General features: G+C 71.1%; 9 protein-coding genes. 6 read left to right on the top strand and 3 right to left on the bottom strand.

Going from position 1 to position 12,201, the window contains the following annotated elements:
• Nucleotides 1-52: 52 nt before the first annotated feature.
• A complete protein-coding gene (locus QSK17_RS22795; protein ID WP_285707127.1) occupies nt 53-1,729 on the bottom strand; it encodes a flavin-containing monooxygenase in 1,677 nt (558 codons plus the stop codon).
• A gap of 385 nt (nt 1,730-2,114) precedes the next feature.
• Between QSK17_RS22795 and QSK17_RS22790 the strand changes: the two genes are divergently transcribed.
• From QSK17_RS22790 to QSK17_RS22765, 6 genes are all read left to right on the top strand, one after another.
• Nucleotides 2,115-3,839, top strand: coding sequence for a serine/threonine-protein kinase (locus QSK17_RS22790; protein ID WP_285707125.1), 1,725 nt, complete (start codon nt 2,115-2,117; stop codon nt 3,837-3,839).
• 15 nt (nt 3,840-3,854) lie between these two features.
• Nucleotides 3,855-6,821: an AfsR/SARP family transcriptional regulator gene (locus tag QSK17_RS22785; RefSeq protein ID WP_285707124.1), complete on the top strand. Its 2,967-nt coding sequence runs from the start codon at nt 3,855-3,857 to the stop codon at nt 6,819-6,821.
• Between the two features lie 142 nt (nt 6,822-6,963).
• Nucleotides 6,964-7,596, top strand: coding sequence for a hypothetical protein (locus QSK17_RS22780; RefSeq protein ID WP_285707123.1), 633 nt, complete (start codon nt 6,964-6,966; stop codon nt 7,594-7,596).
• Nucleotides 7,580-8,161, top strand: a complete 582-nt coding sequence (locus tag QSK17_RS22775) for an OmpA family protein (RefSeq protein ID WP_285707121.1) — start codon at nt 7,580-7,582, stop codon at nt 8,159-8,161. The genes QSK17_RS22780 and QSK17_RS22775 overlap by 17 nt, the downstream gene beginning before the upstream one ends.
• A 105-nt stretch (nt 8,162-8,266) precedes the next feature.
• A complete protein-coding gene (locus tag QSK17_RS22770; RefSeq protein WP_285707120.1) occupies nt 8,267-9,460 on the top strand; it encodes an esterase-like activity of phytase family protein in 1,194 nt (397 codons plus the stop codon).
• A gap of 160 nt (nt 9,461-9,620) precedes the next feature.
• Entirely contained in the window at nt 9,621-10,430 is an 810-nt protein-coding gene (locus tag QSK17_RS22765; protein ID WP_285707119.1) for a trypsin-like serine protease, read from the top strand.
• A 305-nt stretch (nt 10,431-10,735) separates the two neighbouring features.
• Here the strand turns inward: QSK17_RS22765 and QSK17_RS22760 are convergent, their stop codons facing one another.
• Together QSK17_RS22760 and QSK17_RS22755 are read right to left on the bottom strand one after the other, a co-directional pair.
• Nucleotides 10,736-11,833 carry an alanine racemase gene (locus tag QSK17_RS22760; RefSeq protein WP_285707118.1) on the bottom strand — a complete coding sequence of 366 codons (1,098 nt, stop codon included), beginning with the start codon at nt 11,831-11,833 and terminating at the stop codon, nt 10,736-10,738.
• 156 nt (nt 11,834-11,989) lie between these two features.
• Nucleotides 11,990-12,184 carry a ferredoxin gene (locus tag QSK17_RS22755; RefSeq protein ID WP_285707117.1) on the bottom strand — a complete coding sequence of 65 codons (195 nt, stop codon included), beginning with the start codon at nt 12,182-12,184 and terminating at the stop codon, nt 11,990-11,992.
• Nucleotides 12,185-12,201 lie beyond the last annotated feature (17 nt).

The raw sequence follows: 12,201 nt of genomic DNA, 5'->3' as shown, positions 1-12,201 counted from the left end.
CCATGAGCCCGGTCCGCCGGGGTCCCCGTCCCGGGGCCCCGGCGTCCGGACGCTACGCCGAGAGAGTGAAGCCCTCGTAGTCCTTCGCGGCGACCTCGTCGCACTTCTGCCGGTAGACCCCGACGCCGCCGCAGTAGGGCAGGATGGCGCGCGGCTTGCCGGGAACGTTCGCCCCCATGTACCAGGAGTCGGCGGTGGGATAGAGCGTGAAGTCGCCCACCACTTTCACGTGCTCGACCCACGCGTCCTCGGCCTCCACGGTCGGGTCGATCGACGCGATGCCGCGCTCCCGCAGGAACGCGACGCAGTCCGCTATCCACTCGACGTGCTGCTCGATGGACACCATCATGTTGCTGAGCACGGACGGGCTGCCCGGGCCGGTGACGGTGAACAGGTTGGGGAAGCCGGCCGTGGCGATGCCGAGATAGGTTCGGGGGCCCTCGGCCCACTTCTCCCTCAGGGACGTGCCGCCCTTCCCCCGGATGTCGATGGACAGCAGGGCGCCGGTCATGGCGTCGAAGCCGGTCGCCAGCACGATGTCGTCGAACTCGTGCTCCGCGTCCGCGGTCCGGATGCCCTTCGTGGTGATCTCCACGATCGGCGACCGACGAAGATCGACCAGGGTGACGTCGTCCCGGTTGTACGTCGCGTAGTAGCCGGAGTCGAGGCAGGGGCGCTTGGTGCCGACGGGGTGGTCCGTCGGCGACAGGGCGGCGGCCACGTCCGGGTCGGCCACGATCTCGCGGATCTTGGCGCGGATGAACTCGGCCGCGGTGTCGTTTGCTCTCTTGTCGATGAGGAGGTCGGTGTACGCGAACAGGATGGCGACGACGAGGCCCCTGTCCCAGCTCTCCTGATAACGCTGATCCCGCTCGTCGGGCAGCGCCTCCAGGGCGGACTTCACCGGAAGGTCGACGGGAACGCCGAAGCCCGACTCGCGGGCGAGCTGCCGGTGCTCGGGGTACACCGCCTTCCTGGCCCGCTGCGTCTCGGGATCGAGGGGGACGTTGTGGGCGGGCATGCTGAAGTTCGGCGTCCGCTGGAAGACGGTCAGATGGGCGGCCTGCTCGGCGATGATCGGGATGCACTGGATGCCTGAGGAGCCGGTCCCGATGACGGCGACGCGCCGGCCGGTGAAGTCGACGCCCTCGTGCGGCCAGCGGCCGGTGTGGTGGCAGCCGCCCTGGAAGCGATCCAGACCCTCGACCTCGGGGCTCTTCACAGCGGACAGGCAGCCGGTCGCCATGACGAGGAACTGCGCCGACACGGTCTCCTCGGCGTCCGCCCCGATGTCATCCCCGGCGCTCTCCCCGGCGCTCTCCACGGAGCCTTCGCCGGCCTCCGTACGGATCACCCAGCGGCTCGCCGCCTCGTCGAAGCGGGCGGCCGCCACCCGTGTGCCGAGCCGGATGTCGCGGCGCAGGTCGAACCGGTCGGCGACGTGCTCGACGTACCGCAGGAGCTCCGGCTGGCTCGGGTACTTCTCGGTCCAGACCCACTCCTGCTCGAGCTCGGGGGAGAAGGAATAGGAGTACTCCAGGCTCTCGATGTCACAGCGCGCGCCGGGATAGCGGTTCCAGTACCACGTGCCGCCGATGCCGCCGCCGGCCTCGTACACGCGTACGCGCAGGCCGAGCCGCCGCAGGCGGTGGAGCATGTACAGGCCGGCGAGTCCCGCCCCCACGACGACCGCGTCGAAGTGGGGAGTGGTCGTCTCGTCACGCGCCATGAATCACCTCGCTGCGAAGCCGGACGCCGGGCCGACCCCTCGCCGGCTTCGTCCGGAGATGTGATCTACCTCACGAACGTAAGACGCCCTGACGTATCCCGTCAACGTCGGTGAAAGCGGCATATGTTCACGGGTCTCACCGGGTTTCGGGGGGAACCCGAGAGGGCCTGACCGCCGTCGTCGGCGATCAGGCCCTCCATGACACCTCCGCGGCCGATCGCGGTGATCAGGCGGTCATGGCCGCCAGGATCCGGCGGGCGCCGGTGAACGGCTCCCGGCCGTGCGCGCGCGAGCCGTCCGGAGAGTCTCCCGGTCACTCGTGAGCCGCGACGAGGCCCCAGGGCGTGTGTCCTCGATGTGGGCGTTTGACCGTAAGGTGACTCGGATGAACGTGATCGGCGGATACACGCTCACGCGTGAGCTCGGCCGGGGCGGCATGGGCGTGGTGCACCTCGCCGCCACCCCGACCGGTGGCCTTGCCGCGGTGAAGGTGATCCATCCGCATCTGGCCGGCGACCCCGCGTTCCGGCGGCGCTTCGATCGCGAGGTCATGGCGGCCCGCAGCGTGGCCAGGTTCTGCACCGCCCCCGTGCTCGACGCCGGGATCGAGGACGGCGTCGCCTACCTCGTCACGGAGTACGTCAAGGGCCCCGACCTGGCCCGGGCCGTACGCGAGCAGGGACCGCTGGCCGGGGGCAACCTGGAGGCGCTCGCGGTCGGGATCGCCACCGCCCTCCACGCCATCCACGGGGCGGGCGTGATCCACCGCGACCTCAAGCCGTCGAACGTGCTGCTGTCGCCGCTCGGCCCCCGCGTGATCGACTTCGGCATCGCGCAGCTCATCGACAACCCGAGCCTGGCCAGCCAGGCGATCCTGGGCACGCCCGCGTTCATGGCGCCCGAGCAGGTGCGCGGCGAGCCGCTGACGCCCGAGGCCGACGTCTACGCGTGGGGCGGGGTGATCGCGTTCGCCGGCACGGGCCGGTTGCCGTTCGGCGGCGGCTCACCGCACGAGGTCCTCTACCGCATCGTCAACGAGGGGCCGAACCTCGACGGCCTCGACGAGCGCATGCGAGACCTCGTCGAACGAGCCACGGCCAAGGACCCGGCGCGGCGGCCGAGCGCCCAGCGGTTGCTGGAAGAGCTGGTCGGCGGCCGGCCGACCGCGGCGGCGGCCACCCAGGTCGTCGAGCGCAGCTGGTCCGGCACCGGTGCTCCGGGTACATCGGGTCCGGGCATGGCTGCTCCGGGTACATCGGGTCCGGGCATGGCTGCTCCGGGTACATCGGGTCCGGGCATGGCTGCTCCGGGTACATCGGGTCCGGGCATGGCTGCTCCGGGTACATCGGGTCCGGGCATGGCCGCTCCGGGCACATCGGGTCCGGGAACGGCCGCCCTGGGCATATCGGGTCCTGTCATATCGGATCCGGCCGTATCGGAGACGCGACCCGCGACGGCCCGGCGGCGGTGGTCGCGGATCACGGGTCCAGTGGTGGGCGCTGGCGTGCTCGCGGCGGTTCTGGCGGGCGGGTGGGCCGTGTACGCCGGAGTCGGCACGACGACGTTGCCGTACCGCGCCGACTTCGCCGAATCCTGGGCCGTCGGGACATCCGACGGCGGCCGGAGCGAGACGGACGGCGGGGCCTACGTGCTGACCGCGAACGCCGGCTGGCGTTTGTGGAAGTCGGCCCCCTTCTCGGGCGAACCCGCCGAGGGCATCGTGATCAGCTCCAGGATGCGGCTGGAGCGAGGCTCGGGCGAGTTCGGCGTGTGGTGCCGCGGCGACGCGGGCACCGGCGACCGCTACGAGTTCGCGGTCACCGGTTCGGGCGAGGCGTCGATCACCAAGCGGCGCGCCGGGAAGAGCACCGTCCTGCACGGCCCCGTCAAGGTGAAGAGGTCGGCCGAGAACCGGGTCGTCGCCCAGTGCACGCAGCAGGGCGAGCGGGTCGCCCTGAGCATGTGGCTCGACGACGAGCTGGTCGGCGACGCCGTCGACACGCGCAGCCCCTACGGCCCGGGGGCCTCCGGCGTGTACGCGGCCCCGGACACGGCGCGGCCCCTCCAGGTCAGGTTCCGCACGTTCGAGCTCCGAGCGGCGAAGGGCTGAGCGGTGCGGTTCGGCGTGCTCGGACCACTGCGGGTCCTGGCGGGCGAGCGTGACCTGACGCCCGGCCCGGCCAAGCACCGCGCGCTGCTGGCCGCGCTGCTGCTGCGACCGGGACGGCCGCTCACCGTCGACCGGCTGATCGCCGAGGTGTGGGGCGACGAGCCGCCCGCGTCGGCCGAACCGGTGCTGAGGGTGTACGTGAGCGCCCTGCGCAAGGTGGTCGACGGGATCCGCACCGTGCCCGGCGGCTACCTCCTCGATGTCGATCCCGACCAGGTGGACGCGCACAGGTTCGAGCGCCTGGTGACCACGGGCAGGCGGGCCAGGGACGCGGGCCGGATCGCGGAGGCGGCCGACGACCTGCGTGCCGCCCTGGCTCTCTGGCGCGGACCCGTGCTGGCCGGCATCGACTCGGCCGAGCTGCGGCGGGCGCACGCCGTACGGCTGGAGGAGTTGCGGCTGACCGTGCTGGAAGAGCGGGTCGAGCTGGATCTGGCGCTCGGCCGCGGCGCGGAGGTGGCGGGGGAGCTGCGCGCGTTCGTGGCCGCGCACCCGTTGCGGGAGCGGGCGTGGGGACTGCTCATGCTGGCCCTCAACCAGGCGGGACGCAGATCCGAGGCGCTCACCGCGTACCAGGAGGCGCGGCGGCTGCTGGTCGACGAGCTCGGCCTCGAACCCGGTGCCGAGCTGCGGGAGGCGCACGCGCGGGTGCTGGCGGGAGGCGCCCCTTCGCCGAACAGGCCGACCATGTCGAACGCCGCGAACGCCGCGAACGCCGCGAACACCCCGAACGCGCTGAACACCCCGAACGCGCTGAACGTCCCGGGCGCGGAGAACACCCTGGACGGATGGAGTGCGCCCGGCGGCCCGGATGTGTCGAACGACGGGCGGGGCGTGCCGAACGAGACGCCGCCCGACGTCGCCGACTTCACCGGACGCGAGCGCGTGCTGGACTGGATCCGGCGGTCCGTGCCCCCGGCCGGGACCGCGCCCGTCCATCTGGTGCTGCACGGCCCCGCGGGAGCGGGCAAGTCCGCGGTGGCGATCCACGCGGCCACCGCGCTCGACTTCCCCGACGGGCGGCTGTACGCCTCGCTCGGGGCCAGGACGCCGGGCGCGGTCCTGGAGGATCTGCTGCGCTCGCTCGGCTGCCCGCGCGGAGCCGTGCCGGCCGACCTCGCCGAGCGAGTCCGCCTCTACCGCAGCGTGGTGAGCGGGCGGCGGCTGCTGGTGGTGCTGGACGACGCGGCGGACGAGGCCCAGGTGCGCCCGCTGCTGCCCACCGGCCCCGGCTGCCTGACGGTGGTGACCAGCCGCTCACCGCTGTCCGGCCTGGAGGCGGCGCGCGCCTTCGAGCTTGACGTGTTCGACGCCGATGAGTCGGTGGCGCTGCTGGCCAGGGTCGTGGGGGAGGCGCGGGTGCGCGCGGAGCAGCAGGCCGCCGCGCGGATCGCCGCGCTGTGCGGCGGGCTGCCGCTCGCGCTCAGGATCGCCGGATCCCGGCTGGCGCGGCGGCCGAGCTGGACGCTCGAGCACCTCGCGGGACGCCTTGAGGACGAGCACGGCCGTCTCGACGAGCTCAGCGCGGGGGACCTGGCGGTGCGCAGCAGCCTGGCGCTCGGCTACCGCGCGCTCTCAGACCGGGAACGCCTGCTGCTGCGCCGTCTCGGCGCGCTGTCCGCGCCCGACTTCGCCCCATGGGCGGCCTCCGCCGTCCTTGGCGCGCCCGCCGACCGGCTGCTGGAGGCGCTGGCCGAGGCGGGCCTGCTGCAGGCGCGCGGGCTCGACGCGGCCGGCCAGGAGCGGTACGGCTGGCACGACCTGACCAGGCTCTACGCCGCCGAGCGGCTGGCCCTGGAGGAGGGACCGTCCGCCCAGGTGCTCGCCGCCGCCGTCCAGGAGGCGCTCGATCGCACCCGCCGGGCCCGGGCGCTGCTCCTGCCGGCGGAACCGGGCTCGGGCCAGACCCAGGTCCGTACGGCGGAGCAGGCGGTGGGCGGGGAGGCGGCACTGGAGACCACGCAGCTCAGGGAGTCGGCCCGCTGGCTGGGCGCGGAGCGGGGGTTCCTGGTCGCGACCGTCGCCGACTTCCAGCGGAACGGGCTGGACGAGTCGGCCTGGCGGCTGGCCTTCTACCTGACGCCTTTCTTCGAGCTGGGCGCGCACCGCGAGGACTGGCGCGCGACCGTGGAGATCGGCCTGCGCGCCGCCCGGCGCATGGGCCACCGCCACGGCGAGGCGCTGCTGCTGCGGTCCCTCGCGGACCTGCACCGTACGGAGGGCAGGCTGCCGGAGGCGGCCGACGCCCTCCAGCGCGCGCTTCCGCTGGTGGAGGCGGGCGAACTGGCCCGCACCCGCCACCGGCTCGGCCTGGTCCACCTGGCCCAGGGGAGGGCGGCTGAGGCGGAGGCCTGTTTCGTGGCCTGCCTGGCCGCGTTCTCGGCGGTGGCGGATCGGCGCGGTAGAGCCGACGCGCTGCGCGCGCTCGGCGGGGTGCGTCGCGCCGAGGAGCTGCTGCTGAGGAGCCTGGACATCTACCGCGAGCTGGGGGACCCGCGTGGCGAGGCGGCCGTCTCGCTCGACCTCGCCGGGCTGTACCTGGACCGGCGCCGGCCGTCCGAGGCGCGTACGCGGGCCGAGCGCGGCCTCGGGCTGGCGCGGCGGCTGGGGGATCGGCTGCCCGAGGCCGGGGGACTCGTGGTCCTGGCGAGGGTGTCCATGGCGGAGGGCCGGCCCGACGCCGCCCGCGTGTCCGCGGAGGAGGCGCTCGGGACCTTCCGCGAGTACGGAGACCGCGGGGGAGCCGCGCGGGCGCTCCTGGTGCTGGCCGGCGCCTTCCTGGACCTCGATGAGGTGGATGAGGCGGTCCATGCCGTGACGCGTGCTGTGGGAGAGTTCGCCGCTCTCGGTGACACACAGGGCCTTGCCGCGGCCCAGGGGCTCGCCGATGAGGCGGCACGGCGCCGTGGCTTGCGCATATAGGGCGCTATGCGGATTCTGAAGGTTTGTCCGCCTATGGTAGACGCGATCTACGACAGGCGGAGATGGGATGGGCGCGACATCGCCGGGACCGGTGTGTCGGGGTCACTTTCACTGCCAAGCGATGACACGAGGTAAGACGAGAATGCGCATCAAGATCTGTTCTCTGGTCGCTGCGGCGGCGATGCTGGCAGGCTGCGGGATGTTGCCCGGCCAGCAGGGGAGCGGCGGCGACGAGAAGCAGGCGATCCCCCAGACGGAGAAAGTGGCCGACCGGACCACCGCGGTTTCGACAGGGGAGCGGACCGCCGAGGAGCCCGGGGAGCAGACCGCCGAGGAGTCCGGGGAGCGGCCGGCCGTCTCGACCGAGGAGCTCACGGCGATCGCCAGCCGAAAGATCACACACGACGGCAAGAACCTGCGCATCGACATCACCGGCCTCAAGCGGCAGGGCAAGATCGCCACGCTTACCTGGACCGTCGCCAACCTCGGCCCGAACGGTAAGAGCTGGTCAGCGGGCACCAAACTGGGCGTCTCGTTCACTGACTACACCGTCTCGGGTGTCACCCTGATCGATCCGGTCAACGGCAAGCGGTACCGCGTCGCCCGCAACGGCACCGAGTCGGACGCCAAGTGCGTGTGCAGCAAGACCGAGTACGTCGACTCCGGCAGCTCTCTTGAGATGTACGCGGTTTACGGGACGCCGCCCCCGGACGTCACGATGGTCAACGTCGAGTTCCCCGCCCTGGGGGTGTTCACCGATGTCCCGATCTCCTGAGCGGATCGCGGTGGGCGTGCTCGCGACCGCCCTCGTGGTCGGCTTCGGGGAGGTCGGGGCGGGAGCGGCCGCCCGGGCCGAGCCGACGGTCCCCTCCACCGTGACCGCAGTGATCGAGGACCTGGTGTTCCCCGTCGAGGACATCGTCCCGGAGACCGAGTCGTTGGATGGGACGGAAACCGAGGTAAAGCAGGGCGAACAGGTCACCGTCGCGCTCACCAGTGACGTGCTGTTCGCGCTGGACAAGTCCCTGTTGACCGCGCGGGCGCGGCAGCGGTTGCAGCAGGTGGCCGCGAAGATCCAGGCCGAGTCCGCGGGCGGCGTGGTCAGGATCGAGGGGCACACCGACGACCAGGGCACCGACGCCTACAACAACGTGCTGTCGCTCAGGCGGGCGCAGGCCGTACAGCGGTTCCTCCAGGAGAAGCTGCCGGGCGTGACCTTCCAGGCCAGAGGTTTCGGCAAGAGCCGGCCCAAGGTGCCCAACCACGTCAACGGCAGGCCCAACGAGGAAAACCGGGCCAAGAACCGGAGAGTGGAGATCGTCTTCACCACCAAGCAGTGATCTCCCGGCGTTGCCCGGCGGGGTGCGGCCGGGTCCATCGCCCGGCCACATCCCGTCCGGCTCGCGTTGGATGTCCGGTCATCTGATCCCTCTAGCGTGCGCCCCATGAAACGGATTCTGACCATCATCGGTGCCGCCGCGTTGACGTTCGGGCTCGCGCAGCCCGCCTCCGCCGGGACCCACGGCGACACCTTCGGCCAGGCCACGCTGACCGGTTTCGCCGTGCTTCCCGCCGAGACTTTCGTGCCGGGAAGCGAGCCGTCCGGTTCGGCGATCGGGTCCGGGCCGTTCAACGGCATCTCCGCTCCCTTCGCGGGACAGCCCGTCCAGGGGTTCAGCGGCGTGCTGCGGCGGCGTGACGGCACCTTTGACGTCCTCTCGGACAACGGCTACGGAGCCAAGGCCAACAGCGCCGACTTCCTGCTGCGCGTCCACCACATCAAGCCCGACGTGTCGACCGGCAAGGTCGAGGTGCTCGGCGGGTTCAACCTGAGCGACCCCGACAAGCACATCACGTTCCCGCTCACCCGGGCCGACCGCGTGCTCACCGGAGCCGACTTCGACGTGGAGTCGATCGTGCGGTCCGAGGACGGCACGATCTGGATCGGTGACGAGTTCGGCCCGTTCCTGCTGCACTTCTCGGCCACCGGCAAGCTGCTCGGTGCCCCGATCCCGCTGCCGGGCGTGCAGGCGCCGGAGAATCCGTACCTGAACGGGGGCACCCCCAACCTCGGCCGGAGCAAGGGCTTCGAGGGGATGGCCCGCTCCGTGGACGGGAAGCGCCTCTACCCGCTCCTCGAAGGGACCGTGGCGGGCGACGAGCCGGGCGCCCTCCGCATGTACGAGTTCGACGTGCGCAAGGGCGCCTACACCAAGCACCGCTGGACCTATCAGCTCGAGTCGCCGTCGAACGCCATCGGCGACGCGATCGCGGTCGACCGGCACCGGTTCCTGATCATCGAGAGGGACAACGCGGAAGGCGACGCCGCCGCGTTCAAGCGGGTCTACCTCGCCGACATGAGGGACCGCGACGACGACGGCAAGCTGGACAAGACCCTCGTCGCCGACCTGCTCGACCTCGCCAACCCGAAGGGGATCGGCGGCTTCGGGCCGACCTTCCGCTTCCCCTTCCAGACCATCGAGGACGTCGCCCTGCTCGACGACCAGACGCTGGCCATCCTGAACGACAACAACTTCCCGTTCTCCTCCGGCCGGACGCCGGGCAAGCCCGACGCCAACGAGTTCATCACCGTACGGCTCTCGCAGCCTCTGCACGCCGACCCGCGCGCCATGTTCTGACCTTCCGTCCCCGACGCCGCCGGTCAGCCGTCCACGGCCGGCCGGCGGCCGCTGGGGCCGCCCTGACGGTCATACGGGGATCTTTCGGTACAAACGCCTCGCACGTAGATCTTTCCGTCCGCTGTGTCATGTGGACGCCATGTGCGGATACAGTGCGTGAATGCGTTTTGTCCCTTTTGTCACGATTTCTGCTGCGTTGATCGTGGGCGTCGCTTCTCCCGCGGCGGCCATCACGAACGGCTCCGCCGACGGAACGGATCATCCTGAAGTAGGGGCCCTCATCGCCGACAAACCACACAAAGACGACACGTGGTCGTTCTGCACCGGAACGCTCATCTCGCCGACCGTCTTCCTCACCGCCGCCCACTGCGGGGACGACGTGCGGAGGGGGAAGGACGGGAAGAAGACCGCTCGCGTCACCTTCTCCAGCCACTACAAACAGGGGGACACGGTCTACACCGGCCGATTCGTGTCCGACCCGCGCTTCTACGGCGACAAATCCGATCTCCATGACATGGCCGTCGTCATCTTCGACACGGCGATCCCCGACATCACCCCCGCCACGCTGCCCACCGAGGGCCTGCTCGACGAGCTCGAGGCCGACAACAAGCTGCAGACGGCGGACTTCACCCCCGTGGGGTACGGCTCGCTGAACCCGGTCAAGGGCAAGGACGGCCGGAAGTACGTCTACGCCGACAGGCGCAACCAGACGACCATCTCCTTCGAGTCCCTCGAATCCAAGTGGCTCAACCTGTCGCTGGTCGACAAGACGGACGGCAGCACCTGCTTCGGCGACTCCGGCGGCCCCAACTTCCTCGGCGGGCGCGACTCCCATCTGCTCGTGGCCACCACGATCAGCGGAGACGACGACGCCTGCAAGGCGACCAACTTCGACTACCGGCTGGACACCCCCACGGCCCGGAAGTTCCTCGGCAAGTTCGTCACACTGCCGTCAACGACTCGACCCTGAAGGGCCAGAGCTTGCAGCTCTTGCTCCCGTCTGGCGGACAGGCATAGGCCGCGTTGCAAGAAGATTCACTTCTCGCGTTGGGCTGGTTGACAGCAGCCTCGGCACGGCAAGCCATGCCTTGTGCGATTCCGATAACAGATCACAAAGCCGTTCCCCGGCAGGCCGGGTGCGTTCGATCCCGTAATCGCATCACCGACCGTAACAGAAAGACCATGAACAGGTAGCCATTCCTCTCGGGCTTGAATGCCCAAGAGTCCTGGCTAGATGGCGCTGAACCTCCGGCATCGCCGTCCGCACCCCCCGGTTCACCCCCCGACGTAGTGGAAGCCCGGCTTCGGATGCATGAGGAAGTCGTGGTGGGAGATGTTCCACGCGTAGGCGCCCGCCATGGTGAACTCGACCACGTCCCCCCGCTTCAGGCTGACCGGCACGCGCCGGGCGAGCACGTCCTTGGGGGTGCAGAGCTGCCCCACGATCGTGACCGGCTCGCCCGGCTCGCCGCCGGCCATCGGCTGGCTGTGCCCCTTGGTCGCCGGCGTGCGGATGTGGTGCGTTCCGCCGGCGACCACGGCGAACAGCTCTCCGTGTACGCGCTTGACGTCGATGACCCGGGTCACGTACCGGCCGCAGTAGACCGTCAGTGACCGTCCCGGTTCGATGCGGAGGACCTCGCCGGGTCGGCGCAGCCCCGCCAGTCCCCGGCCGTAGGTCTCCCAGTCGAAGCGCCGGCCGGGATCGGCGTAGGAGACGGCCATGCCACCGCCGAGGTTGATCTCGGTGAGGCCGAGTCCCCGCGCGTACTCCAGGACGGCGGCGGCCAGCTCCAGCATGCGCGGCGCGTCGAGCCCGCTGGCGAGGTGCGCGTGGATCCCGCGAAGCCGGACCGTGTCCTGGGCGGAGAGCAGCTCCACGCACTCGGCGATCGCGGCGGGGTCCATGCCGAACGGAGTCGCCCCGCCTCCCATGGACAGGGACGCGCCGTCGACGGGGATGTCGAGGTTGACCCGGAGCAGCACGTCGGCGGCGTGTCCGGACGCGACCAGCCGGCGCAGCTCGCCGCTGCTCTCCACGTGAAGCCGGGTGACCTCGCTGACCAGTTCCTCGTCGGTCTTGCCGGGGCCGCCCAGCGCGATCGGCTTCTCCGGGTGCAGCCCGCGTACGTGGGCCAGTTCTCCGCCCGAGGCGACCTCGAAGCCGTCGACGTGCCGCGCGAGGATCCGCAGCAGCTCCGGGTCGGGGTTCGCCTTGACGGCGTAATAGAGCTCGACGTCTCCGAGGGCCGCCCGTACGGACCTCAGGTGCGCGTCCAGCTCGGACAGGTCGTAGACGAAGGCGGGCAGGCGTCCGGCGGCGAGCTCCAGCGCCGGAGACCCCGGAGACTCTGCCGACAGTGCGCTTGTCACAAACTCCTCCAATGCTGTCCGGGCAGGGGGTACGCGTCGAACCTATGGCCGGGCCGTTCGCCGGGTCCCGCTCAGCTCGATCAGAACGGCCGGGCGGCCGGACTCCACCGCCCGACCGGCCTCGTCACAGCAGGCGTACGGGTCTCCTCGTCACACCTACTCGATCAGCTCGATGGCGGCCGCGGGGCAGACGGCGGCGGCCTCGCGGACGGCGGCATGCCGGTCCGCGCCGGGCTCGGGGTCGAGCAGGTTGACGATGCCGTCGTCGTCGCGCTGGTCGAACACCTCCGGCGCGAGCAGCACGCACTGGCCGGCGCCGCAGCACTTGTCTTCGTCGACGGTGACCTTCACCTCGGGTTCCTCTCTGT

Source organism: Microtetraspora sp. NBRC 16547 (assembly GCF_030268965.1).
In the GTDB taxonomy this organism is placed as follows: Bacteria; Actinomycetota; Actinomycetes; order Streptosporangiales; family Streptosporangiaceae; genus Microtetraspora.
The sequence above is the reverse complement of the archived record's forward strand: the minus strand, read 5'-3'. Positions and strand labels throughout refer to the sequence as shown.